The following is a 26,088-nucleotide window of genomic DNA, read 5'->3' on the forward strand; positions in this document are numbered from 1 at the left end:
CGGCACCCGGTCTGTGTGGACCGCTCCATCGCTGCGAGGACGCGAAAGGGAGAGGGTGCGAGACTGGGGGCATGCCCATCCTGAACAAGGACATGCAGGTCTGCATGTCGCTGGCCGCGCGACCGAGCAACATCGGCACCCGGTTCCACAACTTCCTGTACGACGAGCTCGGCCTCAACTTCCTGTACAAGGCGTTCACCACGACCGACCTGCCCGGTGCCGTCACCGGCATCCGTGCGCTCGGGATCCGCGGTTGCTCGGTGTCGATGCCCTTCAAGGAGGCGATCATCCCGCTGGTCGACCACATCGAGGACTCCGCCGCCGCGATCCAGTCGGTCAACACGGTCGTGAACGACGACGGCGTGCTCACCGCGTCGAACACCGACTACGAGGCGATCGCCGCCCTGCTCGGGTCCCACGAGGTCGACCCGGCTTCACGCGTGCTGCTCCGCGGCTCGGGCGGCATGGCCAAGGCCGTCACGGCGGCGTTCCGCGGTGCCGGCTTCGACCGGTTGACGGTCGTCGCCCGCAACGAGCAGACCGGCCCGGCCCTGGCGTCGCAGTACGGCTACGAGTGGGTCGCCGACGAGCGGGAAGCGGGGGAGACCGACCTGGTCGTCAACGTCACCCCGCTCGGCATGCGCGGCGACCAGCAGGACGCACTCGCCTTCGCGCCGGAACGGATCGAGGCGGCGCACACCGTCTTCGACGTGGTCGCGTTCCCGTCGGAGACCCCGCTCGTGCGGGCAGGCCGCGACGCCGGCAAGCACGTCATCACCGGCGCCGAGGTCATCGCCCTGCAGGCGGCGCGCCAGTTCGAGCGGTACACGGGCGTCGCCCTGACCGACGACCAGGTGGCGCGGGCCAGCGAGTTCTCGCGCGCCGAGTAGTCGACGCACCCACAGGGCGGACGGGAGGCACGTGGCGGCACCGCCACGGGCCTCCCGTCCGTCTCGTGGGACGTCTCAGGCGTTGGCCGCGCGCCCGACGGCCACCCACTCGAGGCGGCGGAGCGTCTCGCGGTTGCGGATCCAGATGAGCGGCTGCATGAGGAAGTCGGGCACGTACGAGCCCGGCCCGGCCACCGCGTTCTCGGTGATCGTGACCTTGCTGCCGTGCCGGTGCGGTTCGACCGTCAGCTCGACGCGGGCCTCGCCGATGGGCCAGCCCTTCGGCTGGATGACCATGCGGTGCGGCGGCTCCCACACCAGCGACGTCGTGACGTCGTTGATGACGATCGGCCACGCGCCGAACGAGTGGTGCAGGTGGGTACCGACCTGCGGCCAGCCGGACTCCTCCTTGCGCATGCGCGAGGCCCCGACCACCCAGGTCGTGTAGAGCCACCCGTCGCCGAGCACGTCGAAGACGGCTTCGGGACGGCAGTGCAGGATGCGGACGTTCTTCGCCATGTGATCAGCCTTCCGGGGTGAGGTCGACGTCCTCCGGCAGGCCGAAGGTGTGCCGGAGTGCGCTCTTCGCCGCGTGCCACCCGGCCATCCCGTGCACGCCGGGGCCGGGCGCGGAGGACTCGGAGCACAGGTACATGCCGCCACCCATCCGCCACGGGTCGCTGGACAGGACGGGGCGCTTGACGAGCTGCCAGAAGCTCGCGGCACCGGCGGCGATGTCGCCACCGACGTAGTTCGGGTTGTACTCGCCCATCTGCACGGCGGTGCGGGAGCTCGACGACAGGATCGTGTCGCGGAACCCCGGCGCGAACCGCTCGATCTGGCGGGTGACGGCCTCGGTCGGGTCGACGTCCGACCCCGCGGGGACGTGCGCGTAGGCCCAGAAGACGTGCTTGCCGGCCGGTGCCCGGGTCGGGTCCACCACGGTCGGCTCCGCCCCGAGCACGTACGGGCGATCGGCGTGCTGCCCGTGCGCCACCGCCCGTTCCGCCGCCGCGATCTCCTGGCGGGTCCCGCCGATGTGGACGGTCCCGGCCTTCCGCAGCGACTCGTTGGTCCACGGCACCGGGTCGGACAGCGCGAAGTCGACCTTCGCCGCCGCGTTGCCGAACCGGAAGCGACGCAGCGCCCCGCGCTTCGGCGTCGGGATCTGCTTGCCCGCGATCCGGAGCATGCCCGGCACGCTCGTGTCGAACAGCACCGCCTTCGCCGGGGTGAGGTCACCGAGCGACCGGACCTCCTGCCCGGTGACGATGCGGCCGCCGTGCGCGACGAGGTCGGCGGCGAGCGCGTCGACGATCGCCTGGCTGCCGCCGATCGGCACCGGCCAGCCGCGGGCGTGCGCGTACGAGCCGAGCGACAGTGCCGCCGCCGCGGTGGACAGGGACGGCAGGTGCTGGATCGAGTGCGCGGCGACGCCGGACACCATCGCCGGGGCGGCCTCACCGCGGAAGCGCAGGTTCCAGGCGGCGGTGCCCTGCTCGAGCGCCCGCAGGCCGAAGCGCAGGACGGTCAGGGGGTGCCGCGGCACGTGCAGCAGCGCGTCGGTCGCGAAGTCGGCGACCTGGTCGGCGTTCTCCGCCAGCGGGGCCATCAGCTGCTTGAAGGCCGGACCGTCGACCCCGAGCTCGGCGGCGGTGCGGTCGAGGTCCTGGTAGGCGATGCCGGCGCGGCCGCCGTCGAGCGGGTGGCCGTACTGCACCTCGGGCAGGCGGAGTTCGATGCGCTCCTCCATCCGGAAGAGCCGGAAGAACTCCGACTGCAGGGCCATCGGGTGCACGGCGGAGCAGACGTCGTGCAGGAAGCCGGGCAGGGTGAGCTCGGCCGTGCGGGCGCCGCCGCCGATCGTGTCGTTCCGTTCGACGACCTCGACCGACAGTCCGGCGCGTGCGAGCGTCACCGCTGCCGCGAGCCCGTTCGGTCCCGCTCCGACGACCACCGCATCAACCATGCACCGAGCCTAGGGACTCGTGACTGCGTGTGGTGTCGGTCAGATCACCGAGGCGCCTGTCGACACCGCCATCCGCTTCCGAGCCAGGACGTCGTCGATACGGTGCGCACCGGTGATGAAGGCCGCTGCGTCGGGATCGATCGCTCCGGCGATCGCGACGATGTCGTCGCGGATGGCCGCCAACGGCGCGTTGTGGATCGGTTCGTGGTGGACGAGCCGGTTCCGGAACCTGCGCACCGCATCGAGTCGCCGGTGCAGCTGCTTGCGCCGGACCGCTCCCAGGCCGGGGAACGCGTGCACGAGCCGCGGCTGCCAGAGCGTCGTCTCGTAGCTCCAGATCGGGTCTCGGGGGATGCCCGCATCGGTGAGGCCGACCCAGAAACCGAAGCTCGTCGCGGCGACCACCTGATCCGGTTCGGGATCGGCGAAGCCCCGTCGACGCAGGGTTCGAGTGGCGTCGTCGACCGCTCGGCGTTCGCGTTCCAGCAGGTGGACTGCGGCGTCGTTCCACCAGTCGTCACGACGCCCCCGGCGAAGTTCGTCGTGGAGCGCGTTCCGGACGAACACTTCGAGGCAACCGACGGGACCCCAGAACGCCGACGCGATCTCTGAGTTCCAGGCGTAGAGCCGGGCAGCGAGGTCGGTACGGCCGTCGTAGCGGGCCGCGTACCGGTCGAAACGCGCTGCGCTGAGCAGCCTCGGGAGTGCCTGCAGCGTGGCTGGATCGATCATCGCGCCCCTCGTCGCACTCCTCTGAGACAGCAATCGCCCCAGGAGTCCGGCGAGCCGAATGGTCCTGGGGCGTTACTCGATGAGCGTATCGAAGTCGAGGCGGTATATCAAGTACCGGTCAGGTGCGCGAGGTGTCGGGATCGGCCGGGTCCGACTCGTCCTGGTCACCGTCGGCGTCGTCGGGCTCGTCGGCGTCGACCGGGGTCGATCCGACGGGGTGCTCGGCGAGCAACTCGGCGAAGTCCTCGTCGAGCATCTGCTGCAGCCGGTCGTCGCGGCCGATCTCGTAGTCGTCCGCGGGGCGCTGGGCCCAGCCGAGGCGCCCGACGACGGTGGTGCCGATGTCGTCCCAGGCGCGGGCCCGCGCGGCGAGCACGATGCCGTCGACGAAGTGCTGGTCGTCGCGCCGCTTGTCGAGCATGGTGGCGAGCTGCTCGTAGGTGGCCTCGCGCATCCGGAGCTTCAGGTCGTCGCCCCGCCGGTAGTCGTGCTGGTGGCGGGAACGGCCCTTCTGCTTGCTCGAGGTGGAGCGGATCTCCCGCATGCGTGCGGCGTCGCCCCGCTGTTCCTCGGCCATGCGGTGGAGTTCTTCGCGCGTGGCCTCGGCGATGAGCGCGTGGTCGAAGTACCCCTGGTCACGGAGGGCGTTCGTGATGATGCGGTTGGCCACCGCGATGGTGACGGCGGCCTTCGCGATGAGGAAGCCCTCGTCGACCGCCCGCTTCAGTTCGACCTGGCTGATGGGTCGATCGCGCACGTCGGGGTTGCGTCGTCCGAACAAGGCCATGCTCCGACGATACCGGCGACCGGTGTCGGTCGGCCTGCACGACGGTCGCGCGGGCACCCGGTGCCGACGCGCCGCGCACAACCGAAGTGCCGTCGAACCGGCGGTCGGCGCGGTTCGGATGGGCTTTGGTTGTGCGGCGCTGCGGCACACCGGGAGCGCGGCCAGCGGCCAGCGGCCGTCGGCCGCGGCCGGCGGCCTGCACGACGGCGACCGGTGTCGGTCGGCCTGCACGACGGCGACGGGCGTCAGAGCAGCAGGCCGTACACCGCGACGTCGACGCGCTCGGGGCCGAGGGGCAGCGCGCCGCGCAGGGTGCCCTCGTGCTCGAAGCCGAGCCGCTCGGCGAGCCCCCGGCTCCGCGCGTTGTCGACCGCCGTCCGGATCTCCATCCGTGCGGACCCGCGCGCCCGGGCGACCCCGATCAGCACGGTGGCGGCTCGCCGGACGACACCACGGCCCTCCTGTCCGGCGTCCACCCAGTAGCCGAGCGATGCCTGGCCCAGGTACGGATCGAACGTCAGCGAGGCCACCCCGACGATGCGGTCGTCCGCCCGGATGACGCAGGGCAGCGCGCGGTCCATCGCGAACTGACCGAGCAGCCGCTCGGTGTGCAGGGCGATGGCCTCGCGGGTCTGGGGGTCCCAGGCCCAGGGCTCGGCGGCCCGCAGACGATCGGTGTTGGCGTGCACGAGTGCGAGCACCGGGTCGACCGTCGTCAGGTCGCGCAGCGTCAGCGTGTAGCCGTCACCGAGGTCGCGTCCGAACGTCGTCACCGTCCAGACACTAGGCACCCCTGCCTGTCACTCGTACCGGAGCGCCTCGATCGGGTTCTGCCGTGCCGCTCGTCGTGCCGGCAGGGTGCCCGCCAGGAACGCGATGAACATCACGACGAGGATGATCGTGGCGACGGAGCCCGGCGCGAACTGCATGATCTGCAGCCCCGGCAGGTCCTTGAGGAGCGTGCCGGCCAGGACGTTCGAGATCCCGGTGCCGAGCAGGATCGCGACCCCGGCGCCGATGGCACTGCCGAGGAACCCGATGAACACCGCCTCGAGCGAGAACAGCGTGTAGACCTTGCCACCACCCATGCCCATCGCCTTCATCAGGCCGATCTCGCGGGTGCGCTCCTGCACGCTCATGAGCAGGGTGTTGATGATGCCGAAGCCGGCGGCGACGAGCGCGATCACGGCGAAGGCGTTCAGGACCCCGACGATGCCGCTGATGACGGTCTGGAACTGACCGAGCTGGTCCTGGATGGTCTGACCGAGGAACCCGTCGTCGGCCAGGGACTTCTTGACCGTGGTGACGGAGGCGTCGGTGTCGAGCGTCGCGGTGGCGCTGGCGTAGGACGTCGCGATCGAGTCGGGCTTGCCGATCTCCTGCGCGGCCTGCATGGCGTCGGTCAGTGCGGCGTTCGCCCCGGCACCGCTGCCGAACAGCGACTCGTTCTGCACCCCGACGACTGTAGCGGTGAGCGTGTGCGGCTTGCCCTGGTAGTCGTCGACGGCGATCGTGAGCTCCTTACCGACGGCGGCCGAGGCGCTGCCGAGGCCCATGTTCTTCAGGTAGTCGGTCGGCAGCATCACCTGGTTGGCGTCGGTCTCGTCGTCGAGCTGCTTGCCGCTCGCCAGGTCGGCGTCGAGCTCGCCGGCGTTGGCCGTGAGCGACACGACGTACTTGCCCTTGTCCCCGTACTCGGCGTACTTCGGTGCGAGGGCGACCGCGGGGCGGAGGCTCTTGATGCCGTCCGTCTTCTTGATCGCATCGACGTCGGCCTGCGACAGGTACGAGAACGACGCCGGGCCGCGGTCGACGCTCTGCCCCGAGGCCTCGGGGTCGTACTTCGCCGGGCCACTGTCGGTCGAGGTGGACTCCACGGCCTTCGTGACGACCAGGGTGCCGTCGTCACCGATCGAGGAGACCTGGCTGTCGATGTAGTTGCTGACGCCCGTCCCGATCGCCGAGGTCAAGGTGATCGTGAAGGCGCCGATGAAGATCGCGATGACGGTCAGGGTCGTGCGCAGCTTCGAGCGGAAGGTGTTCGAGACCGCGGTGCGCAGGAGGTCGAGGAAGTTCATGCGGAGTGCCTTCCGTGCGTGGCAGACGCGTCGACCACGTCATCGGGTCCGCCGACGATCAGGCCGTCGCGGACGTTCACGCTGCGGTCGCAGCGCGCGGCGAGCTCTTCGTCGTGCGTGACCACGACGAGCGTGATCCCCCGCTCGCGCTGCAGCCCGAACAGCATGTCCTCGACCACCTGTCCGGTGTTCGTGTCGAGGTTGCCGGTCGGCTCGTCGGCGAAGATCACGCTCGGCTCGCCGACCAGCGCCCGGGCGATCACCACGCGCTGCTTCTGGCCGCCGGACAGGTCGTTGGCGTCGTTCTTCGCCTTGTCGGCCAGCCCGAGCGCATCGAGCGCCGCCATGCCCCGGCGCTTCCGCTCGGCTCCGGAGACACCGGCGATCTTGAGCGGGAGTACGACGTTGTCGAGCACCGAGGTCTTCGGCGTGAGGAAGAACTGCTGGAACACGAACCCGAAGGTGCTGTTCCGGGTGCGGTTGACCTGCCGCGCACCGAGCGTCGCCGCGTCGGTGCCGTCGAGCAGCACCTGTCCGGCCGACGGCTTGTCGAGCAGTGCGAGCAGGTGCATCAGCGTCGACTTGCCGGAGCCGGACTTGCCGACGATCGCCAGGCTCTCACCCTGGTGCACCGCCAGCGACACCCCCTTGAGCGCGTCGAACCGCGTCGCGCCGCGGCCGTAGGTCCTGGCGAGGTCACGGGCCTCGAGCACGGGAGTGGTCATGGGTTCACCGTAGTGTCCGGTGCACGACTGCAAGTTTGCGTTTGCTGTAGATCATGTGACGTTCCGGTTACAGTCGGGCCATGCCCGACTCCGCGACGCCGTCAGAACTCGGTCTCCGTGACCGCAAGCGCATCGAGACCCGCAACCGCATCGCCGAGGCGGCTCGGTCCCTGGCCCTCGAGCAGGGCGTCGACGGCACCACGATCGAGCAGATCGCCGCGCGGGCCGACGTCTCCCCGCGGACGTTCTTCAACTACTTCGAGAGCAAGGAGGACGCGGTCCTCGGGCACACCGAGCTCGACCTCGAACCCGCCACCCTCGAGGCGCACCTGGCGGCCGTCGCGGGGGAGCCTGCGGCGCAGGCCGTCGTCGACCTGGCGTTCCTGGTGTTCGGGTCGTCGTTCGGCGACGAGCACGAGCGGGTCGAGCGCAAGGCCGTGATCGTGCGGTTCCCGCAGCTGATGCGTCGGCAGGTCGCGCGGATGACCACGGTCGCCGAAGCGATGACCGGCGCCGTGCGCACGATCCTCGAACGCGACCCGGCCTGGGGCCCGGAAGCCGCGACCCCGCAGGCGGCCGAGATGCTCCTCGGCATGTGCATGACGGGCCTCCGCAGTGCCGCTCGGCACGAGGGTTCCGACCCGGAGCAGGTGCGGGCTGCGGTCGTCGCGTCGATCCGCGACACGGCTGCGCGCATCGCCGCGGCCTGAGACGCGACCACGAACGCAGGGGAGGCACGGTGCCAGCTGGCACCGTGCCTCCTGTCCGTGACGTGGATGCGTCGAGAACGGTCAGGGCTTCGTGATGAAGCCCTCCTTGACCATCCAGTCGAAGGCGACGTCGGCCGGCTCACGCCCCTCGACGTCGACCTGACGGTTGAGTTCCTGCAGCACCGCGTCCGTGAGCTTCGGCGAGATCTGGTCGTAGATCCCCTCGAGCTGCGGGTACTCCTTGAGCGTCTTCGAGTCGATGACGGGCGCGACGTTGTACGCCGGGAAGAACCCCTTGTCGTCCTCGAGCACCGTCAGCCCGAGCGACTTGATGCGGCCGTCGGTGGTGAAGACCTCACCGAAGTTGCACTTGCCGCGGTCGGTGGCCGTGTAGACCGTGCCGGTGTCGAGGATGCTCACGTTGCTGCTCGGCACCCCGTTCGACCCTGAACCGCCGAGCTCCAGACCGTACTTCTTGAGCATCGGCTTGAAGCCGTCGGCACGGGAGTTGAACTCCGACTCCACGCAGAACGTGCGCTGGTCGACCGGCAGCTTGGTGATGTCGGAGAGCGTCTTGACGTCCCCGAGCTCCTTGACGGCCTCGTTGCGGACGGCGAACGCGTAGGTGTTGTTCATCGGCGCCGGCTTGAGCCAGGTCAGTCCGTTGCCGGCGTCCTCCTTCTTGACCGCCGTCCACTGCTCGGTCTTGTCCGGGATCCCCTTCGTGTGACCCATGAAGGTCAGCCAGGCGGTACCGGTGTACTCGTACGTGAAGTCGGCCGCGTGCGAGGTCATCAGCTCACGGACCGCGACGCTGCCGGGCACGTTCGTCTCGTCGGTGACGTCGAACCCGGCGGCCTTGGCGGCGAGCACGGCGATCTTGCCGAGCACGAGCTGCTCGGTGAAGTTCTTCGACGTCACGGTGATGTGGGCGCCGGCCGGCAGGTCGTCGATGCGCTGGATGGAGCCGGCGCCGGCCTCGGGCACGAACGACGTCGCGGGCTGCAGGCCACACCCGGTCAGGACGAGGGCGGTGGCACCGGCGACGAACGCGGCGGCTCCGACCCGGGTGCGGGTGCGGCGGGTGCTGCGTGTGCGGCGGGTCATCGGAGTCCCTTCGGTCGTGCGACCGTCTCGACCACGCGGCCGAGCCAGTCGATGGAGAGGGCGAGCAGGGCGACGAGCAGGGCCCCCGAGACGAGCACCTTCGGCAGGAACAGCGTCACGCCCGTCGTGATGAGCAGACCGAGTCCGCCCGCACCGACGAAGGTCGCCAGGCTCGCCGTGCCGACGAGCAGCACGAGGGCGGTCCGGATGCCCGAGAGCATCACGGGCACCGCGAGCGGCAGTTCGACGCGCATCAGCACGCTGAAGGCGCTCATCCCCATGCCGCGACCGGCCTCGACCAGTCGGGCGTCGACGCTCTGCACGCCGATCATGGTGTTCCGGAGCACCGGCAGGATCGCGTAGAGCACGAGCGCGATGACGGCGGACGAGCTGTTCAGGCCGAGCCAGGCGGCGAGCAGCACGATGAGGCCGACGGCCGGGGCCGCCTGCCCGAAGTTCGCGACGGCGAGCACGTACGGGCTCGCCCGGCGCAGCGGCCCGCGGGTGAGCACGACGCCCAGCGGGATGCCGATCACGAGCACCAGGACCGTCGACTGCAGGGTCAGCACGAGGTGCTGGCCGGTCAGGGCCAGGATGTCCGCCGGGTTGAGCGTCGTGCGCTCCGTCGGGGTCAGGTCCGCCGTCGCGAGCCACACCGCGAAGCCGGCCAGGACGACCAGGATCGCGATCGGCTGGAACAGCAGGCCCTTCCACGAGGTGCTCGCACCGGTGGCGGGGCCGGCAGTGGCGACAGCGCTCACAGGTCTTCTCCGGTGGGCATCGCCGACACCGGTGACGACGGCATGGTCTCGATCGGGTTCGTGTTGGTGCCGACCGGCGTGTAGGCCTGGTCTCCGGCGGCGGTCGCGCGGGAGCGGGTGATCGCCTCCATCACGGTCTCGACGGTGATGACCCCGCGGAACGCGTCACGACGACCGGTGACGAGTGCGGCTCCGGCGCTCGAGACGAGCATGGTGTCGAGCGCGTCGTTGAGGGTCGCGGCCTCGCCCACGACCGGCAGGCCGGGCTCGACGCCGTCCGGGATGCGGTCGAGACGCTCGAGCTGGCGGCGCGACGGCCACCCGATCGGGCGCTGGCGGTGGTCGACGACGACGGCGTGCTGGTGCCCGCCGGCCGCGTTCATCCGCTGCAGCACGGCCTTGACCTCTTCGCCGGGGGAGCACGTCACGGCCGACTCGACCTCGACGTCGCGCACGCGGTTCAGCGTGAGCTGCTTCAGGCCCGCACCGGAACCGATGAAGTTCTCGACGAACTCGTTCGCCGGCTCGGCCAGGATCCGCTCCGGGGTGTCGTACTGCACGATGTGCGCGCCCTCGGTGAAGATGACGATCCAGTCGCCGAGCTTCACGGCCTCGTCGAAGTCGTGCGTGACGATGACGATCGTCTTGTGCAGTTCCTCCTGGATCCGCAGGAGCTCGTCCTGCAGGCGCTGGCGGGTGATCGGGTCGACCGCACCGAACGGCTCGTCCATGAGCAGGACGGGCGGGTCCGCCGCGAGCGCACGGGCCACGCCGACGCGCTGCTGCTGCCCACCGGAGAGTTCGCGGGGGAACCGGTCGCGGTAGGTGTCGGGGTCGAGCGAGACCAGGTCGAGCAGCTCGTCGACGCGCGCCGCGATCTTCTCCTTCGACCAGCCGAGCATCTTCGGCACGATCGCGATGTTCGCCGCGACCGTCATGTGCGGGAAGAGACCGCCGGCCTGGATCACGTAGCCCATGCGGCGGCGGAGCTCGTCACCGTCGATGCCCGTGACGTCGTCGTCGCCGACGACGATCCGGCCCTGCGTGGGCTCGATCAGGCGGTTGATCATCTTGAGGGTCGTCGTCTTGCCGCAGCCGGACGGACCGACGAGCATGATGATCTTGCCGGCGGGGATCTCGAGCGTGATGCCGTCGACGGCGGGCTTCGACTGCCCGGGGTACCGCTTGGTGACCTCGTCGAGCAGGATGCTGCGCCCGGTGACGTCCCCGTCGGGCGCGGTGGTGGTGGCGGAGTCAGTGCTGGACACGGATACCTCTCGAGATGGTCAGGCGGCCGAGGCCGATGAGGAGCAGGTCGAGGACCAGGGCGAGCAGGACGACGCCGACCACCCCGACCACGACGGAGAACAGGGCGTTGGCGCCGCCGAGGCGGGACAGCCCGGAGAAGATGAAGCCGCCGAGCCCGGGACCGAGCGCGTACGCGGCGATGGCGGCGATGCCCATCACCATCTGCGCGGCCACGCGGACGCCGCTCAGGATGATCGGCCACGCCATCGGCAGTTCGACCTGCAGCAGGGTGCGGAACCGGCTCATGCCGATGCCACGCGCCGACTCGACGACGGCGGGCGGGATCTCGGCGAGACCGACGACCGCGTTGCGCAGGATCGGCAGCGCGGCGAAGAAGACGACCGTCACGACCGACGGCAGGACGCCGAAGCCGAGCGGGACGATGAGCAGGCCGATGACGGCGAACGACGGCAGGGTGAGGCCGATAGCCGACACCCCGTTCGCGAACGCGGTCAGGCGCGGGCTGCGGTAGACGAGTGTGGCGAGCACCACGGCGATGACCGTGGCGAGGACGACGCACTGGACGACCAGTGAGAAGTGCTGCCACGATGCGAACCAGATCTGGCTCCATCGCTCCACGACGTACTGGAACACGGGTGGGCGCTCCCCTTCCGGTCGGCTGAACTGCCCACAGATCGGGGCACGAGCTCGGCCAAAGCTACGCAGCAGCCGGACCGGTTGTACAACGCAACCCCGCCGAGACGACGGTTTCCCTTGCAGTTGCGAGGAGGACAACCCCTGGTCAGCGGGGGTTTACCAGGGCGAGCCTGGGAGAACGGTAACGATCAGTCTGCCTGCTCGGCTATGCGTCGAGGTCGCGCAACTCTGACCGCTCCGCGATGTCGACGAGCTGCTCACGCCACCGGACCCATTCCTCCGGGGACTTGTCGGCCAGGTTGCCGTCGCCGTCGCCGGCCAGGCCGTCGAGCATCTCGCGCACGATGTCGGCGTGACCCGCGTGCCGGGCGGTCTCGTACGCCATGTGCACCAGGATCCGGTGCAGGGTGACGTCCCGGTGCCCCTCCGGCCACCACGGCACGGTCCCGGTGGCGGTGAGGTCGAGCGCTTCGATCGTGGCGTCGGCGTGGGCGGCACTCCGGTGGTGGAAGGCCACGATGTCGGCCATGGTCTCGTCGAGCGAGGCGTACATGTCCTCACCGTCCTCGGACTCGAGCCAGGCGGGCTGGTCCGGCAGCGGCCGCCCGAACACCTCGCCGAAGTAGCCGGCCTGCACCCCGGCGACGTGCTTCACCAACCCGAGGACGTTCGTGCCCGTCGGCGTCACCGGCCAGCGGGCCTGCCGCTCCGCGAGCCCGTCGAGCTTGGCCAGCAGGGCCGCGCGGTGCTTCTGCAGGTACCGGTGCAGCGTCCGCTTCACCGCGGCGTCGGCGGCAGCGGCGTCGGCGACCGCGCCGGCCGCGGCCGTCGCGCCGTCGGGGTTCCGCGTGGACCCCTCGTCCGACAGCAGGGCGTTGCCGCTCGCGGCCAGGGTGCTGGTGCTCGCGGGGTGCACCTCGGGGACCGCTTCGACGTCGCTCATGCCCCCGATCGTGCCACCCGGAGCTCCTGCAGGCGCGTCGACTCCTGCACGGCGACCCGTTCGGCGGTCAGCAGCAGCCCGGCGACCTCGGCGCCGGTGCGTGCCGGGGCGTCGTTCCAGCTCGTCAGGTCACGCACCCGGCCCATCCGGATGTCCGGCGCGGGGCACCACAGCACGGGCTCGCCCTCGTCGCGGGCGAGGGCGTGCCACACGACGTCGAGCGCGTGCTGCACCCGGGGCGCGTGGACCGCGTGCGGCCCGCCGGCGGCGGACACGACCGCGCCGACCAGGCAGGCACCGACGAGCGGCCGGCCCTGCACGTCCATCGCGGCGGCACTGGAGGCCTTGCGCTCGCGGCCGTGCTCGTCGAGGTAGGCGAACCAGGCGTGCTGGACCCACCCGCGTTCGACGACGGCGCGGGCGTCGGAGAGCAGGTGGACGAGTTCCCCGAGTTCGCGCACCCGGTCGTCGACCCGTCGCGCGCGGGCGGCGGCGCGGCGGTCGGACAGACGGTCGAGCAGGCCGCGGAGACCGCGTCGCTCGGGTCGGACGGGGGCGGGGGAGGCGTCGGTGGCGACGTCGTGCTGGACGCGGAGCTCGAGGGTCATGGCGGCCCCTCCGATCGGCTGTGCACGGATGGTGCGGTCACGATAGCCCCGCGGGGACTCAGTCGTCCAGCACCGCGTCGATGCTCCGTCGCGCGACGCTCCGGAAGGCGCGTTCGTCGGCGGTCGCCAGCGCGGACGCGAGCGCGACCACCCACCCGCGTGCGCGCAGCCAGGTGGCCTCCGGGGCCGCGACGCGCGCGCGGAACGCGCGCCGCCCCGGTGGGTCGAGCGTCAGCCAGGCGGTGGCCAGGTCGACGGCCGGGTCGCCCGCGGTGACGTCCCCGAAGTCGATCACGGCCGACAGACGGTCGACGCCGCCCGACGAGTCGACGAGCAGGTTGAAGGGGTGCAGGTCGCCGTGCACCCAGACGGGAGGCCCGGCGTGCGCGGGCACGGCCGCTGCGGTCCGCCACAGCGTGGCCAGCTCTCCGGCCCGGTGCACGCCGTGGTCGTCGAGTCGCGCCAGCACGGCCTCGCTCCGCGACGCGAGCGGCACCGCACGGAACGGGTTCGCCGGGGCGTCGTCCGGGGCGGGGACGTGCAGGAGTCCGACGAACGCGGCGAGCGCCTCGGCGACGGGGACCCCGGCCGCCCGTTCACCGATCGCCGTGCCGGGCAGCCACGGCACGATGCTCCACGACCACGGGTACCCGAGGGCGGGGCGGCCGGTACGCACCGGGGCCGGCACCGGGACGACCGATCCGACCCGGGCGGCGATGTCCGGCAACCAGCGCTGTTCGTGCTCGACGAGGCGTGCGGCCAGCTCCCGACGGGGGACCCGGACGGCCAGGTCGTCGCCCAGGCGCAGCACGACGTTGTCCCAGCCGTTCGCGACGACGTGGAGCGGGAGCCCGGCCAGGTCGGGGTGCTGGTCGCACAGCAGGGCCCGGACGAGCGGGACGTCGACGTCGACCTCGGCAGCGGGTGTGGGCACGGCGTCAGGCTAGTGGGCCGCCGGACACACGCCCGCGAACTGGGGCCGGTGGCGCGACACCCTTCTCGCTAGTCTCAGAGGCGAGGTGACGTGGGTGTTTCCCTGGGGGGACCCGCGTCACTCCGGAGCGATGAGCGCGACGAGCCTCGGGATCTCCGGACGCAGCCGTTCGGTGACGAATGCGTCCAGCAGGACCGTCCAGAGTTCCCGCAGGCCCGCGAACAGGTCGGCCCGGCGGGTCATCACGTCCGAGACGGTCTGCACGCCGGTGTAGGCGCGGACGACGACCCGGCCGACCAGGTCCGGGTCCCACCGCGGGTCGATCTCGCCCACCTCGACGGCCTGCCGTGCGAACCCGGCGACCACCGCGGTCCAGTCGGTGTAGGGGTCCTGCCGCGCGACGTCGCTCGCGGCCACGTCGGTCGACAGCCGCACCCCGGCGCTCACGACGACCTCGGACGTCATCTGGACCGCGAGCCCCTGGCACAGCCACATGATCGACTCGAGCGGGGTGGTGCCCCGGGCCACCGCGGCCTCGCCGTACCGGCGGGAGATCGCGTGCTGCTCGGCGACGACGGCCCCGGCCATGTCGGCCTTCGACGTGAAGTGGAAGTACAGCGCACCCTTGGTCATCCCGATGCGTTCGGCGATGCCGTCCATCGAGGCACCGACGTACCCGCGTTCGTCGAACTCCGCGGCCGCGCCCTCGATGATCGCCGTGCGGGTCGCGAGCGACCGCTGTTGCCGGGTCGGTCGGTCCTGCGCCATGGGGTCCGATCGTAGTCAGCGCACACTGCCGCCGGGGTCCACTGGCCGCATTCGGCAGGCGTTCGGCCGGGTGCCCTACGGTCGGTCGCCATGGACGGATGGCGGAACCCTGCGCGCTGGGCACGGACGGGACGGTGGCTGCTGCTGCCGATCGCGGTGCTGGACTGGGTCGCGCTCGCGCCGCAGACCATCGTGGTGCTCGCGTTCCTGCTCGCCGTCGTCGGGCTCGCCGGCATGGGTGCGGCTCTCGTGGTGCACATGCTCCGCCGGTCCCGTGGGGCGATGGCCGGCCTCGGGGTCGTCCTGCTGCTCGGTGGCCTCGTCGTGTTCGGCCTCGATCCGTTCCCCGGCTCGTTCCCGCTCATCGAGTCGTGGTGGCCGGAGTCGATCACGCAGCCGCAGCACGTCGGCAGCGCGTACTGGCAGCTCGCCGGCCTGGGCATCGAGCTCGCCGGGTTCGCCCTGCTCGCCACGCTGCTCGTGGTCGCGCTGACCGGAACCCCGCGCCCGCGGCCGGACCGCTTCCGCTCCTGATCCACCGCGGGCGGCGGATCTCGCTCAGTGCCGTGTGAGCACCACCAGCGTGACGTCGACCGCGGCGTCCGTCGGGATCGCCGTGCGCACCCGTTCGACCGCCGTGGCGCCGTCCGGAGCCGAGCGCACCAGCGCGGCGAGGTCGTCCAGGTGCCGGAGCCCGTCCAGCGTCAGGACGCCCTGGGTGCAGATCGCCAGCCGGTCTCCGGGTTCCAGGTCGAGCGCCCCGGGCGACCGCGGGATCGACTCCGGCTGCAGCCCGAGCGGCAGGTCGAGCGGGTGCAGGACGCGAGCCGGACCGTCGGCGGGGACGAGCACCGCCAGGCCGTGGCCGGCGTCGCCGAAGTCGACGTGACCCGACGTCGGGTCGAGCCGCAGGTGGAAGAGCGAGCCGACGGCGTCCGCAGCCGACAGGTCGGCGGTGACCTGCGCCTCCAGGCCGACGATCGCGTCCGACATGGCCGAACCGGTCCGTGCCGCCACGGCACCGCGGACCGCTGCGGCGAGCAGGCCCGACGCCGGGCCGGCCGCGCTCACCCGGCCGACGGTGACGTGCAGTGCACCGTCCGGTGCGACGCGCCAGTCGGCGACGTCACCCCCGCCGTCGTCGTGCTGGGCCACCAGGACGTCGAGGTCCCACCCCGGCACCGCGACCGGGTCCGGCACCAGGCCGTCGAGCACCCGACGGACCCGTCCGCGGTCGATGGCGACGCCGAGCTCGCGCTCCGCCCACCGGGCCAGGTCACCCAGCAGGGCGACGTCGTCCGGCGAGAACGTGCGCGGCACCGCGTCCATCAGGCACAGCGTGCCCACCCGGGTGCCGTCGACCATGGTCAACGGTGCGCCCGCGTAGAACCGGATGCCGTGCTCCGCCACCGCGGCCGTGTGCGCGAACCGGGCGTCGAGCGACGCGTCCGGGATCACCATCGGTTCGCGGGTGAGCACCGTCGACGCGCAGAACTGCTCGCTGGCGGGGACGCTCGATCCCTGGTGCCAGCCGAAGGTCGACTGCGTGGTGACGAGGTCGTGGTGGACGAGGTTGAGGAAGGTCAACGGGACGTCGAACGCCTCGTGGGCCATGCGGGTGATGCGGTCGAAGCGCTCCTCGGGTCCTGATCCCAAGATGGCGAGCGCCTCGATCACCGCGGTGCGCCTGTGCGCACCGTCGAGATGGTTGGTCACCCGGCCTGTCTACCCCCATCGTCCGACAGGAACCAGTCCCGCGGGTGGGGGTCGGCGGTCAGCTCGCGGCGCTCGGACACCGGGGCGGCCCAGGCGGCGGCGTTCGACAGCACGCGCTGGATGTCGGGGTGGTGGTACACGGGGTACTCCTGGTCGCCGGGCGAGAAGTAGAAGACCTTGCCGAGCCCCCGGCGGTACGCGACGCCGGAGCGGAAGACCTCGCCACCGGCGAAGGTCGACAGGAACACCTCTTCGTCGGGGCGCGGGATGTCGAAGTACTCGCCGTACATCTCCTGCCGGTCGATGACGATCGGGTGCGGGACCCCGGCGGCGATCGGGTGCTCGGGCGCGACGGTCCAGACGAGTTCGCGCTCGCCGTCGTTCCGCCACTTCAGCGAGCAGGTCGTGCCCATCAGGCGCTTGAACGGCTTGGAGTAGTGGCCGGAGTGCAGCACCACCAGGCCCATGCCGGCGTGCACGGCGTCGACGACCAGGTCGACGACGGCGTCGCTCACCTCGTCGTGGGCGGCGTGCCCCCACCAGAACAGCACGTCCGTGGTGGCCAGCCGTTCGGCGGTGATGCCGTGGTCGGGTTCCTGCAGGGTGGCGGTGGAGACGTCGGCCCCGGGCTGCAGCTGCCGGAGCGCCTCGGCGATCACGGTGTGCATGCCGTCGGGGTAGTGCCCGATGACCGTCGCGTCACCGCGGGTCTCGTGCACGTTCTCGTTCCAGACGACGATGTTCAGGGGACGGTTCTCGGTCGACGGCGACATGCAGGCAACGCTACCCGTGCTCGGTTCGCGCATCCACTGGCGTTTTCTGATCGTTTGGCCTACCTTCAGATCACATTCGCGCAGGACGGCAGCGCCAGGGAGCGCCGATCACCGTCCGCGCCGAGGACAGGGGCTCGTCCGATGCAGCACCGCACCATCACCACCGTCGCACTCGCGGCGGCACTCGCACTCGCCGTACCGACCACTGCGTGGGCGTCGTCGCCCACCGGCCACCACCCGACACGGACCGCGACCACCTCGACCGTGACCTACACGGCGAGCGACGCGGTCATCCCGAACCCCTCGCGCGGGTTCGACCACACCACCGAGACGCACTACCGCGCCGACGGCACCGGGTACACGCCGCTCGACGCCGCGACGCTCCGCGGCTACCGCGCCGAGGGGGTCACCCAGGTCGTCCGGGTGTTCTACATGGAGGCGTTCGTCCAGCAGCGGCAACTCAGCCCGGCCTGGCTGCGGCTCGTGCAGCGCGACTACGACACCGCACGTGCGGCCGGGGTGGGCGTGATCACCCGGTTCGCGTACGTGCAGGGCGGCGCGTACCCGTACTCGGCGCCCTACGGCGACGCCGACCTGCCGACCGTGCTCGCGCACATCCAGCAGCTCACCCCGACGCTCCGCCGGAACGCCGACGTCATCCCGACCCTGCAGCAGGGGTTCATCGGGCTCTGGGGCGAGGGCTACTACAGCGACCACTTCGCCAGCGACCCGGCGAACCCGGGCGTGCTGACCGAGGCCGACAAGGACGCCCGACGGCAGGTCCTGCAGGCCGAACTCGCGGCCCTGCCGTCCAGCCGCTCGGTCCAGGTCCGCACGATGCAGATGAAGCAGGACGCACTCCGCACACCGTCCGGCACGGCCGGGGCACTCACCCCGGCGCAGGCGCACGACGGGTCGGCAGCGTCTCGGATCGGGCACCACAACGACTGCTTCCTCGCTTCGCCGGACGACTTCGGCACGTTCCTGAGCGACCCGCTCTCACTCGACCAGGACTACCTGGCCGCCGAGTCGCGGTACGTCCCCGTCGGTGGCGAGACCTGCGCCGTGAACGCGCCGCGGTCCGAGTACCCGTCCGCCTCGGCAGAGATGGCGAAGTACCACTACAGCTACCTCAACCTCGACTACAACAGGGACGTCCTGGCGACGTGGGGCGCGGACGGCATGACGGACGCCGCGAAGAAGCTCGGCTACCGCTTCACGATGACCTCGAGCACCGTCACCACCGGTCGCACGCCGTCGGTCGCGGTGTCGGTGCGGAACGACGGCTGGGCGGCGCCGTACAACAGCCGCCCGGTGCAGCTCGTCCTGACCGACGGGCACCGCCGGGTCACCGTGCCGGTTCGCCCCGACGCGTCGTCGTGGCAGCCGGGCCGGACCGTGACCGTCCGGGCGTCGCTCGCACACCTGCCGAAGGGCCGCTGGGACGTCGCCCTCGCCCTGCCGGCACCCGAACGCTCGGTGGCGTCGAACCCGGCCTTCGCGATCCAGACCGCGAACACCGGCACGTGGGACGCGCGCGCCGGCGTGAACCGCCTGGGCCAGACGGTGGTCGTGCGGCGCTGACCGACAGCAGAGGGCGCCCCGGGTCGATCGGCCCGGGGCGTCCTGCTGTCCGTGGGGTGCGCCGCAGGTCGGGCGTCCTGCTCTCTGTCAACCGGGTCCGCCACCATGGAGGCCATGACTCCGCGCTCCCTGTTCCGCGCCGCCGCGGTCGCCGAACTCGTGACCTGGACCCTGCTCATCCTCGGGATGGTGCTCAAGTACGGCCTGGACGCCGGCGACTGGGGCGTCCGCATCGGCGGTGGGGTGCACGGCTTCGTGTTCCTGGCGTACCTGGTGGTCACGACGGTCGTGGCGGTGAACCAGCGGTGGTCGTTCGGGGCGCTCGTGCTCGGCTGGGCCAGTGCCGTCGTGCCGTACGCCACGGTGCCGTTCGAGGTCGCGGTCGCCCGCCGCGGCATGCTCGAGGGCTCCTGGCGCCGCTCGCCGGACGCCCACTCGGGCTTCTGGGACCGTCTGCTGTTCTTCGTGGTGCGTCGGCCCGCCGTGGCCGCGGGCATCGGGGTCGTGGCCGTCGCCCTGGTCTTCACCGGGTTGCTGGCCGCCGGCCCACCCGTGCCGTCCCGCGGCTGACGCCCCGCGCGTCCCCTGTCACTTCGTGAGCGGGAATGGTCGGGTTCGTGGTGCGGACGCGACCCTTGCTGCTCACGAAGCGCGGCCGTGGTCGCGACCACGGACGGACAGGAGGCCCGGTGCCAGCTGGCACCGGGCCTCCTGTCCGGGGGCCGGTCGCTGCTAGAGCGCTGCCAGCGCCGCGTTCAACGTGGCGGACGGACGCATGACCGCGCTCGTCTTGGCGTCGTCGGGGCGGTAGTAGCCGCCGATGTCGGCCGGGTGGCCCTGCACCGAGACGAGCTCGTCGACGATGGTGTGCTCCTGCTCACCGAGCTTCGCCGCGAGGTCCGCGAACGACGCCGCGAGCTCGGTGTCCTGGGTCTGCGCCGCGAGCTCTTCGGCCCAGTACTTCGCCAGGTAGAAGTGGCTGCCGCGGTTGTCGATCGAGCCGAGCTTCCGACCGGGGGACTTGTCCTGCTCGAGGAACGTCCCGGTGGCACGGTCGAGGGTCTCGCCCAGGATCTTCGCCCGCTCGTTGCCCGTCACACCGGCGAGGTGCTCGAGGCTGACCGCCAGCGCGAGGAACTCACCCAGGCTGTCCCAGCGCAGGTAGTTCTGCTGCACGAGCTGCTGCACGTGCTTCGGCGCGGAACCACCGGCACCGGTCTCGAACAGGCCGCCACCGCCCAGCAGTGGGACGACGGAGAGCATCTTCGCCGAGGTGCCGAGCTCCATGATCGGGAACAGGTCCGTCAGGTAGTCGCGCAGGACGTTGCCGGTGACCGAGATGGTGTCCTCGCCGCGGCGGATGCGCTCGAGCGAGAAGCGCATGGCGTCCTCGGGCGCGAGGATCTCGATCTGCAGGCCGTCGGTGTCGTGCTCGCCGAGGTACTCGCGGACGAGCCCGATGAGGTTCGCGTCGTGCGCGCGGGTCTCGTCGAGCCAGAACACGGCGGGCGTCGCGGAGGCACGGGCGCGGGTGACGGCGAGCTTCACCCAGTCGCGGATGGCGACGTCCTTGGTCTGGCAGGCGCGCCAGATGTCACCGGGCTCGACGTCGTGCTCGATGACGACGTCGCCCGACGCGGTCGTGACGCGGACCACACCGGCGCCGGGGAGCTCGAAGGTCTTGTCGTGCGAGCCGTACTCTTCGGCCTTCTGCGCCATCAGGCCGACGTTGGGCACGGAGCCCATCGTCGACGGGTCGAAGGCGCCGTGGGCGCGGCAGTCGTCGAGCACGGCCTGGTAGATGCCGGCGTAGCTCGAGTCGGGGATGACGGCGAGGGTGTCGTGCTCGTCGCCGTCCGGGCCCCACATGTGCCCCGAGGTGCGGATCATCGCGGGCATCGACGCGTCGACGATGACGTCGCTCGGCACGTGCAGGTTCGTGATGCCCTTGTCCGAGTCGACCATGGCGAGCTCGGGGCCGTCGGCGATGCCCTGCTTGAAGGCACGCTCGATCTCGGCGCCGTTCGGCAGCGCAGCGAGGCCGGCGAGGATCGAGCCGAGGCCGTCGTTCGGGGTCAGGCCCGCGGCGGCGAGGTCGGCGCCGTAGCGCTCGAACACCGACGGGAAGAACGCCTTGATGACGTGCCCGAAGATGATCGGGTCGGAGATCTTCATCATCGTGGCCTTGAGGTGCACGGAGAACAGGACGTCCTCGGCCGCGGCGCGCTCGATCTGCTTGCGCAGGAACGCCTCGAGTGCGGCCACGTGCAGCACGGTGCCGTCGACGACCTCGCCCTGCAGGACGGGGATCGACTGCTTGAGGACCTGCTCGCTGCCGTCCTCGGCCACGAAGGTGATCGTCAGGACGTCGTCGGCGGGGGCGATCCAGGACTTCTCGTTCGAGCGGAAGTCGTCGACGCCCATGGTGCTGACGTTCGTCTTCGAGTCGCGCGACCAGGCACCCATGCGGTGCGGGTGCTTGCGGGCGTAGTTCTTGACCGACAGGGGTGCGCGGCGGTCGGAGTTGCCCTCGCGCAGCACCGGGTTGACGGCGCTGCCCTGGACACGGCCGTAGCGGGCGCGGACGTCGCGCTGCTCGTCGGTCGTGGCCTCGTCCGGGTAGTCGGGCAGGTCGTAGCCCTGCGCCTGCAGTTCCTTGATCGCGACCTTGAGCTGGGGGATCGATGCCGAGATGTTCGGCAGCTTGATGATGTTCGCCTCGGGGGTCTTCGCCAGGTCGCCGAGCTCGGCGAGGGCGTCGTCCAGGCGCTGCTCGTCGGTGAGCCGCTCCGGGAACTGGGCGATGATCCGGCCGGCGAGCGAGATGTCGCGGGTCTCGACGTCGACACCCGCGGTGCCGGCGAAGGCCTGGATGACCGGGAGGAAGGAGTGGGTGGCGAGGAACGGCGCCTCGTCCGTGAGGGTGTAGATGATCTTGGCCATGCTGGCGGGTACTCCCTTGTTCGACCGTCGGTACGTCCACGGTACTCGTGGCGCAGGATGTCTCGACATCAAGATACATGGCCCCTGCCTCCGCGCGGCAGATGCTCGGCCGACACCCTGGAGGCGCACTGTCGACACATAGGAACGGTGCGTGGACTGGTCTCCCGCAGCACCAGAGCGAGGGAGAGCGCGCATGACCACCACACGGCAGACCCCGGACGACTTCGGCTGGAGGGCGGAGGACCTGCGGTCGGCCTACGCCTCGGACGGCAGCGGCCCCTACCGGTACGCGCCGGACGGCTCCGGCCCGTTCTCGTACGACCCCGACGGCTCCGGTCCCTGGCTCGTCGGCCCCGAACCCCGACGGAGCACGAAGCGGTTCGCACCGCGTCAGCGTGGCAGCCGGCCGCGGTTGCGGCGGATCGGGACGGCCTGCACCGCCGGAGCGCTGGCGCTCGTGCTCGCCGTCGGCAGCGTCTCCGTCGTCGCGCACGCCGCTCCTCCACACCCGTCGGTGCAGGCGAGCGCCGCGCAGGGCCCCGGACCCGACGGAGCCTGATCCGCCCGGTGGTGCCACCCTGGACCCGTGACCGAACTCCTCGTCGTGGGTGTCATCGCCCTGATCGCCATCGCGGGCGCCGCCGTGCTCGGCCCCCGCATCGGGATCGCGGCACCGCTCGTGCTCGTCGTCGTCGGGATCGTCGCGAGTCTGCTGCCGTTCATCCCCCACACGGAGATCGAACCGGAGTGGATCCTCGCCGGGGTCCTGCCGCCCCTGTTGTACTCGTCGGCGGTGTCGATGCCGTCGATGAACTTCCGGCGCGAGTTCGGCGCGATCAGCGGCCTGTCGGTCCTGCTCGTCGTCGCGTCGAGCCTGGTGCTCGGGCTGTTCTTCGCCTGGGTGATCCCGGGCCTCGGTTTCTGGTGGGGCATCGCCCTCGGCGCGATCGTCAGCCCGACCGACGCCGTCGCCACCTCGATCGTCAAGCAGACCTCGGTGTCACGCCGGGCGATCTCGATCCTCGACGGTGAATCGCTGCTCAACGACGCCACCGCGCTCGTGCTCCTGCGCACCGCCGTCGTCGCCGCCGCCGCGTCGTTCTCGTTCTGGGGCGCTCTCGGCGACTTCGCGGGCGCCGTGGCCATCGCTGTCGTCATCGGGTGGTTCGTCGGCTGGCTGAACGTCTTCGTCCGCGCGCGCGTGCCGGGTGCCGCGGTGAACACAGCGCTGTCCTTCGCGGTGCCGTTCGTCGCGGCGGTCCCCACCGAGCACCTCGGCGGGTCCGGACTCGTTGCCGCCGTCGTCGCGGGCCTGTTCACCGGGATCGTCGGGCCGCGCAAGCTCCCTCCGGGGCACCGGCTGTCGGACGCTCAGAACTGGCAGACCATCGAACTCGTGCTCGAGGGCGCGGTGTTCCTGACGATGGGACTCGAACTCGCGACCATCCTCGGCGACGTGCAGGACGAGCACACGGGCGTCGGACCGGCACTCCTCATCGCCGTCGGTGCCCTCGTGCTCACCGTGCTCGTGCGGGCCGCGTACGTCGTCCCGCTGCTGCTCGCCCTGTCGGCGAGCGCCAAGCGCGGCAAGCGGATGCAGGGGCGCTTCGCCGAGATGCACGCCGGTGACCGCGACGCGATGAGCGAGGTGATCCGCGAGCACCGACCGGGCAACCGCGCCCCCTCGGAACGAGAGCTCGACCGGTTCACGACCCGCGTCCGCCGCACCTTGGCGGACATCGCGTACTACACGAAGGCACCGCTGGGCTGGCGCGAGGGCACCGCCGTGGTCTGGGCGGGGATGCGTGGGGCCGTGACCGTCGCAGCTGCGCAGACCCTGCCGGAGGGCACCCCGCAGCGATCTCTCCTGGTGTTCGTCGCCTTCGCGGTCGCACTGCTGTCCCTGGTGGTCCAGGGCGGCACGATCGGTCCCCTGCTCCGACGCATCGCCGCCCCCGCGCCGGACACTGCCGCAAAGGACACCGAGGAACGACAGCGTCTGCTCGAGCTCATGCGCAGCGCGGCCGAAGAGGTACCGCGCACCGGTGAACAGCCCCCGGGCTCGCGCGAAGAACTCGAGGCGGCGGACCCAGCCGAGCTCCGCGCCTGGATGGGGCGTGAGAAGGCGCGGCGTCTCGCGGTCCTCCAGGCGCAGCGCTCGGCGATCCTCGACGCCCGCGACGACGGCACGTTCGACGCCGAGGTGCTCGAGTCGATGCTGCAGAACCTGGACGCCGAGCAGATCGCCCTCGAACTGCGGGGCGCGCCGACCCGGTGACCTGCTCCGCGTCCGCTCAGTCGCCGATCGAGACGCGGAACACCCGGACGCCGGCGGCACGGAGCCCGGCGAGCCCGAGCCGCATGCGCAGGGGCCGGAAGGGCCGACGGAACCCGGACGACGCCGACGCGGCATCGATCTGGTGCAGGACCTCGGACGTCAGGGTGCGCTCGAGCTTCGGCGCGAGCCGGGTCACCCCGGACACCGTGACGACGATGCGGACGGCGTGCGGCGCGAGCATCGGCGCGATGAGCTCGGCCGCCGCCTGCGCCCGGTGGAACGCGGGGTCGTCACCGGGGCGGCGGATGGCGATGACGGCCAGCGCCGCGTCCCAGGTCTCGTCGGGGTCCGGCAGGTCGTCGACCCCGACGACCCGCATCCGCGCGGCGTCGATCCCGGCGCGCACGGCCGCAGCCCGGAGCACGGGCAGGAGTTCCTGGGTACCGGCCAGCACGACGTCGGCCGACGCCAGGTCGACCGTTCCGTACCGCTCACGCGGCGATCGGGCCATGGTGCGGGTCCTTCCGTCGCTTTCCCCCGACCGTACCGATGCGGAGGGCCCGGGGGACGCTTCCGCCCGTGGTGGTCAGGCGCCTCCCAGCGCGCTCGGTAACGAAAAGATCACGGAAGGGCCTGTACAAAGCGACAGAGTCGTGCAGAATGGTGGGCGGCCATGACGACTGCACCCGAACCAGACCAGCACCCGGCGACCCCGGTGGTGCACCTGTCCCGACGCGCCGCCCTCGAGGCCGAGCGCGCAGCAGCTCGCGGACCACAGCGTCGCAGCAGGACGGCCCCGGTCGCGAAGACCGCCAACACCGCCAAGCCCGAGAAGCCGGCCAAGGCAGCGAAGGTCGCCAAGCCGGCAAAGGTCGCGAAGCCGGCCAAGGCACCGAAGGCCGCGAAGGTCGCCAAGCCGGTGAAGTCCGTCGTGCTCGCGACCGCGTCCTCGGCCACCGAGCCGGCCGGCCGCCGCTCAGCAGCCGCACGCGCCACCACCGAGCACGTCGACGACCGCATCCAGCGCGTCGTCCGCCGCCCCGCACCCAGGGTGACCCGCGTCGCCAGCGCACCCCGGGCCTCCCGGTCGGCCCGTGCCGGACGCATCACCCTCACCAGCGCCGCCGCCGCCATCGCGATGTTCGCCGCCTCGGCGATGCCCGCACACGCGAGCGCCGGCACCTCGATGGCCACCTCGACCATCGCGCCCATCGTGCGCACCCAGGACTACGCCGTGACCCAGGCGGTCACGTCCGCCGGGTTCGACCGTGACGGGTTCACCGTCGGGGGTGGCTCGACCGTCACCACGACGACGGCTGGTTCCGCCGACACCGCGGCGATCGCCGGAGGCGCCGTGTCGTTCGGCGGCGCGGTCCGCTCGCCGTTCCCCGGCCCCGTGCAGATGAGCTCCGGCTTCGGGTACCGCTCGGCACCGTGCGGCGCCTGCTCGTCGCTGCACCAGGGCCTCGACTTCACCCCGGGCATGGGCACGCCGATCGGCGCCGTCGCCGCGGGCAAGGTCCGGGTCTCGGGCACCTACTTCTCGTACGGCAACGCGGTCATCATCGACCACGTGGTCGACGGCCGACAGGTCTCCACGCTCTACGGCCACATGATCCCCGGCTCCTCGCCGCTCAAGGTCGGCGACACCGTCGCTGCCGGGCAGTTCATCGGGCTCGTCGGATCCTCCGGCGTCTCGACCGGTGCGCACCTGCACCTCGAGGTCCTGATGGACGGCGTCACCCCGATCGACCCGGAGGCGTGGCTCGAAGCCCGCATCGGTCGCTCGCTCACGCTGTAGCGACCGTTCTCCGTCACGACGCGGGATCCACAGCCGCTGTCGAGCGGCAGCACGGTGATGTCCCAGTCTGCCTGTG

At 71.4% G+C, this 26,088-nt stretch carries 27 protein-coding genes; 8 read left to right on the top strand and 19 right to left on the bottom strand.

The window, feature by feature from the left end; genetic code table 11:
- Window positions 1-71: 71 nt before the first annotated feature.
- The gene (locus BR70_RS0115705) at window positions 72-890 is read left to right on the top strand and encodes a shikimate 5-dehydrogenase (protein ID WP_027466825.1); all 819 of its coding nucleotides are present in this window, start codon (window positions 72-74) and stop codon (window positions 888-890) included.
- 75 nt (window positions 891-965) lie between these two features.
- Here the strand turns inward: BR70_RS0115705 and BR70_RS0115710 are convergent, their stop codons facing one another.
- From BR70_RS0115710 to BR70_RS0115740, 7 genes are all read right to left on the bottom strand, one after another.
- Entirely contained in the window at window positions 966-1,409 is a 444-nt protein-coding gene (locus BR70_RS0115710; protein WP_027466826.1) for an SRPBCC family protein, read from the bottom strand.
- A gap of 4 nt (window positions 1,410-1,413) precedes the next feature.
- Window positions 1,414-2,859, bottom strand: coding sequence for a phytoene desaturase family protein (locus BR70_RS0115715; RefSeq protein ID WP_027466827.1), 1,446 nt, complete (start codon window positions 2,857-2,859; stop codon window positions 1,414-1,416).
- Window positions 2,860-2,898: 39 nt separating this feature from the next.
- Entirely contained in the window at window positions 2,899-3,591 is a 693-nt protein-coding gene (locus BR70_RS0115720) for a hypothetical protein (protein WP_051597012.1), read from the bottom strand.
- Between the two features lie 118 nt (window positions 3,592-3,709).
- Complete coding sequence (locus BR70_RS0115725; protein ID WP_027466829.1) at window positions 3,710-4,378, bottom strand: hypothetical protein; 669 nt, start codon at window positions 4,376-4,378, stop codon at window positions 3,710-3,712.
- Between the two features lie 245 nt (window positions 4,379-4,623).
- The gene (locus BR70_RS22570; protein WP_051597013.1) at window positions 4,624-5,151 is read right to left on the bottom strand and encodes a GNAT family N-acetyltransferase; all 528 of its coding nucleotides are present in this window, start codon (window positions 5,149-5,151) and stop codon (window positions 4,624-4,626) included.
- A 27-nt stretch (window positions 5,152-5,178) separates the two neighbouring features.
- Window positions 5,179-6,456 carry an ABC transporter permease gene (locus tag BR70_RS0115735; RefSeq protein ID WP_027466830.1) on the bottom strand — a complete coding sequence of 426 codons (1,278 nt, stop codon included), beginning with the start codon at window positions 6,454-6,456 and terminating at the stop codon, window positions 5,179-5,181.
- Window positions 6,453-7,181, bottom strand: coding sequence for an ABC transporter ATP-binding protein (locus BR70_RS0115740; RefSeq protein WP_051597014.1), 729 nt, complete (start codon window positions 7,179-7,181; stop codon window positions 6,453-6,455). Before BR70_RS0115740 ends, BR70_RS0115735 begins: the two co-directional genes overlap by 4 nt.
- An 80-nt stretch (window positions 7,182-7,261) precedes the next feature.
- Here BR70_RS0115740 and BR70_RS22575 point away from each other — a divergent pair, with 80 nt between their 5' ends.
- Complete coding sequence (locus BR70_RS22575) at window positions 7,262-7,891, top strand: TetR/AcrR family transcriptional regulator (protein ID WP_051597015.1); 630 nt, start codon at window positions 7,262-7,264, stop codon at window positions 7,889-7,891.
- Window positions 7,892-7,972: 81 nt separating this feature from the next.
- On the opposite strand, the gene BR70_RS0115750 is transcribed toward BR70_RS22575, so the two are convergent.
- The 8 genes from BR70_RS0115750 to BR70_RS0115785 all read right to left on the bottom strand — a co-directional run bounded on the left by BR70_RS0115750 (window position 7,973) and on the right by BR70_RS0115785 (window position 14,917).
- Window positions 7,973-8,998, bottom strand: a complete 1,026-nt coding sequence (locus tag BR70_RS0115750) for a glycine betaine ABC transporter substrate-binding protein (RefSeq protein ID WP_027466832.1) — start codon at window positions 8,996-8,998, stop codon at window positions 7,973-7,975.
- On the bottom strand, window positions 8,995-9,759 hold the full coding sequence (locus tag BR70_RS0115755; protein WP_027466833.1) for an ABC transporter permease: 765 nt from the start codon (window positions 9,757-9,759) through the stop codon (window positions 8,995-8,997). The genes BR70_RS0115750 and BR70_RS0115755 overlap by 4 nt, the downstream gene beginning before the upstream one ends.
- Window positions 9,756-11,027: an ABC transporter ATP-binding protein gene (locus tag BR70_RS0115760; RefSeq protein ID WP_027466834.1), complete on the bottom strand. Its 1,272-nt coding sequence runs from the start codon at window positions 11,025-11,027 to the stop codon at window positions 9,756-9,758. Before BR70_RS0115760 ends, BR70_RS0115755 begins: the two co-directional genes overlap by 4 nt.
- Window positions 11,014-11,661: an ABC transporter permease gene (locus tag BR70_RS0115765; RefSeq protein WP_027466835.1), complete on the bottom strand. Its 648-nt coding sequence runs from the start codon at window positions 11,659-11,661 to the stop codon at window positions 11,014-11,016. The genes BR70_RS0115760 and BR70_RS0115765 overlap by 14 nt, the downstream gene beginning before the upstream one ends.
- 208 nt (window positions 11,662-11,869) lie before the next feature.
- Entirely contained in the window at window positions 11,870-12,607 is a 738-nt protein-coding gene (locus BR70_RS21345) for a DinB family protein (protein WP_027466836.1), read from the bottom strand.
- On the bottom strand, window positions 12,604-13,215 hold the full coding sequence (locus BR70_RS0115775; RefSeq protein ID WP_027466837.1) for a DUF6197 family protein: 612 nt from the start codon (window positions 13,213-13,215) through the stop codon (window positions 12,604-12,606). The genes BR70_RS21345 and BR70_RS0115775 overlap by 4 nt, the downstream gene beginning before the upstream one ends.
- A gap of 58 nt (window positions 13,216-13,273) precedes the next feature.
- A complete protein-coding gene (locus BR70_RS0115780) occupies window positions 13,274-14,149 on the bottom strand; it encodes an aminoglycoside phosphotransferase family protein (RefSeq protein ID WP_027466838.1) in 876 nt (291 codons plus the stop codon).
- Window positions 14,150-14,266: 117 nt separating this feature from the next.
- Entirely contained in the window at window positions 14,267-14,917 is a 651-nt protein-coding gene (locus BR70_RS0115785; protein WP_027466839.1) for a ScbR family autoregulator-binding transcription factor, read from the bottom strand.
- Between the two features lie 90 nt (window positions 14,918-15,007).
- On the opposite strand from BR70_RS0115785, the gene BR70_RS0115790 reads away from it, so the two are divergent.
- Window positions 15,008-15,451, top strand: coding sequence for a disulfide bond formation protein B (locus tag BR70_RS0115790; protein ID WP_027466840.1), 444 nt, complete (start codon window positions 15,008-15,010; stop codon window positions 15,449-15,451).
- A gap of 24 nt (window positions 15,452-15,475) precedes the next feature.
- Here BR70_RS0115790 and BR70_RS21350 read toward each other — a convergent pair whose 3' ends face one another.
- Both BR70_RS21350 and BR70_RS0115800 read right to left on the bottom strand, forming a co-directional pair.
- A complete protein-coding gene (locus BR70_RS21350) occupies window positions 15,476-16,633 on the bottom strand; it encodes a PP2C family protein-serine/threonine phosphatase (protein WP_051597016.1) in 1,158 nt (385 codons plus the stop codon).
- Window positions 16,630-17,406 carry a ThuA domain-containing protein gene (locus BR70_RS0115800; RefSeq protein WP_027466841.1) on the bottom strand — a complete coding sequence of 259 codons (777 nt, stop codon included), beginning with the start codon at window positions 17,404-17,406 and terminating at the stop codon, window positions 16,630-16,632. Before BR70_RS0115800 ends, BR70_RS21350 begins: the two co-directional genes overlap by 4 nt.
- Window positions 17,407-17,547: 141 nt before the next feature.
- Between BR70_RS0115800 and BR70_RS0115805 the strand changes: the two genes are divergently transcribed.
- Together BR70_RS0115805 and BR70_RS0115810 are read left to right on the top strand one after the other, a co-directional pair.
- The gene (locus BR70_RS0115805; RefSeq protein ID WP_027466842.1) at window positions 17,548-18,990 is read left to right on the top strand and encodes a DUF4832 domain-containing protein; all 1,443 of its coding nucleotides are present in this window, start codon (window positions 17,548-17,550) and stop codon (window positions 18,988-18,990) included.
- Between the two features lie 114 nt (window positions 18,991-19,104).
- Entirely contained in the window at window positions 19,105-19,560 is a 456-nt protein-coding gene (locus tag BR70_RS0115810; protein WP_035809287.1) for a DUF3817 domain-containing protein, read from the top strand.
- Between the two features lie 162 nt (window positions 19,561-19,722).
- Here the strand turns inward: BR70_RS0115810 and BR70_RS0115815 are convergent, their stop codons facing one another.
- A complete protein-coding gene (locus tag BR70_RS0115815; protein WP_027466844.1) occupies window positions 19,723-21,933 on the bottom strand; it encodes an NADP-dependent isocitrate dehydrogenase in 2,211 nt (736 codons plus the stop codon).
- Between the two features lie 193 nt (window positions 21,934-22,126).
- Between BR70_RS0115815 and BR70_RS0115820 the strand changes: the two genes are divergently transcribed.
- Both BR70_RS0115820 and BR70_RS0115825 read left to right on the top strand, forming a co-directional pair.
- Window positions 22,127-22,492: a hypothetical protein gene (locus BR70_RS0115820; RefSeq protein WP_027466845.1), complete on the top strand. Its 366-nt coding sequence runs from the start codon at window positions 22,127-22,129 to the stop codon at window positions 22,490-22,492.
- Between the two features lie 27 nt (window positions 22,493-22,519).
- A complete protein-coding gene (locus BR70_RS0115825; protein ID WP_027466846.1) occupies window positions 22,520-24,211 on the top strand; it encodes a cation:proton antiporter in 1,692 nt (563 codons plus the stop codon).
- Between the two features lie 16 nt (window positions 24,212-24,227).
- On the opposite strand, the gene BR70_RS0115830 is transcribed toward BR70_RS0115825, so the two are convergent.
- A complete protein-coding gene (locus BR70_RS0115830; RefSeq protein ID WP_027466847.1) occupies window positions 24,228-24,722 on the bottom strand; it encodes a hypothetical protein in 495 nt (164 codons plus the stop codon).
- A 162-nt stretch (window positions 24,723-24,884) separates the two neighbouring features.
- Between BR70_RS0115830 and BR70_RS22580 the strand changes: the two genes are divergently transcribed.
- Entirely contained in the window at window positions 24,885-26,012 is a 1,128-nt protein-coding gene (locus BR70_RS22580) for a M23 family metallopeptidase (protein ID WP_027466848.1), read from the top strand.
- The last annotated feature ends 76 nt before the right edge of the window (window positions 26,013-26,088 follow it).

This window comes from Curtobacterium sp. UNCCL17 (assembly GCF_000686685.1).
Taxonomy (GTDB): domain Bacteria; phylum Actinomycetota; class Actinomycetes; order Actinomycetales; family Microbacteriaceae; genus Curtobacterium; species Curtobacterium flaccumfaciens.

Excerpts from the sequence above, each read along its gene's own strand:
- BR70_RS0115705 (WP_027466825.1), top strand. The coding sequence starts at position 72 with ATGCCCATCCTGAACAAGGACATGCAGGTCTGCATGTCGCTGGCCGCG.
- BR70_RS0115710 (WP_027466826.1), bottom strand. The coding sequence starts at position 1,409 with ATGGCGAAGAACGTCCGCATCCTGCACTGCCGTCCCGAAGCCGTCTTC.
- BR70_RS0115715 (WP_027466827.1), bottom strand. The coding sequence starts at position 2,859 with ATGGTTGATGCGGTGGTCGTCGGAGCGGGACCGAACGGGCTCGCGGCA.
- BR70_RS0115720 (WP_051597012.1), bottom strand. The coding sequence starts at position 3,591 with ATGATCGATCCAGCCACGCTGCAGGCACTCCCGAGGCTGCTCAGCGCA.
- BR70_RS0115725 (WP_027466829.1), bottom strand. The coding sequence starts at position 4,378 with ATGGCCTTGTTCGGACGACGCAACCCCGACGTGCGCGATCGACCCATC.
- BR70_RS0115735 (WP_027466830.1), bottom strand. The coding sequence starts at position 6,456 with ATGAACTTCCTCGACCTCCTGCGCACCGCGGTCTCGAACACCTTCCGC.
- BR70_RS0115740 (WP_051597014.1), bottom strand. The coding sequence starts at position 7,181 with ATGACCACTCCCGTGCTCGAGGCCCGTGACCTCGCCAGGACCTACGGC.
- BR70_RS22575 (WP_051597015.1), top strand. The coding sequence starts at position 7,262 with ATGCCCGACTCCGCGACGCCGTCAGAACTCGGTCTCCGTGACCGCAAG.
- BR70_RS0115750 (WP_027466832.1), bottom strand. The coding sequence starts at position 8,998 with ATGACCCGCCGCACACGCAGCACCCGCCGCACCCGCACCCGGGTCGGA.
- BR70_RS21345 (WP_027466836.1), bottom strand. The coding sequence starts at position 12,607 with ATGAGCGACGTCGAAGCGGTCCCCGAGGTGCACCCCGCGAGCACCAGC.
- BR70_RS0115775 (WP_027466837.1), bottom strand. The coding sequence starts at position 13,215 with ATGACCCTCGAGCTCCGCGTCCAGCACGACGTCGCCACCGACGCCTCC.
- BR70_RS0115785 (WP_027466839.1), bottom strand. The coding sequence starts at position 14,917 with ATGGCGCAGGACCGACCGACCCGGCAACAGCGGTCGCTCGCGACCCGC.
- BR70_RS0115790 (WP_027466840.1), top strand. The coding sequence starts at position 15,008 with ATGGACGGATGGCGGAACCCTGCGCGCTGGGCACGGACGGGACGGTGG.
- BR70_RS0115800 (WP_027466841.1), bottom strand. The coding sequence starts at position 17,406 with ATGTCGCCGTCGACCGAGAACCGTCCCCTGAACATCGTCGTCTGGAAC.
- BR70_RS0115805 (WP_027466842.1), top strand. The coding sequence starts at position 17,548 with ATGCAGCACCGCACCATCACCACCGTCGCACTCGCGGCGGCACTCGCA.
- BR70_RS0115810 (WP_035809287.1), top strand. The coding sequence starts at position 19,105 with ATGACTCCGCGCTCCCTGTTCCGCGCCGCCGCGGTCGCCGAACTCGTG.
- BR70_RS0115815 (WP_027466844.1), bottom strand. The coding sequence starts at position 21,933 with ATGGCCAAGATCATCTACACCCTCACGGACGAGGCGCCGTTCCTCGCC.
- BR70_RS0115820 (WP_027466845.1), top strand. The coding sequence starts at position 22,127 with ATGACCACCACACGGCAGACCCCGGACGACTTCGGCTGGAGGGCGGAG.
- BR70_RS0115830 (WP_027466847.1), bottom strand. The coding sequence starts at position 24,722 with ATGGCCCGATCGCCGCGTGAGCGGTACGGAACGGTCGACCTGGCGTCG.
- BR70_RS22580 (WP_027466848.1), top strand. The coding sequence starts at position 24,885 with ATGACGACTGCACCCGAACCAGACCAGCACCCGGCGACCCCGGTGGTG.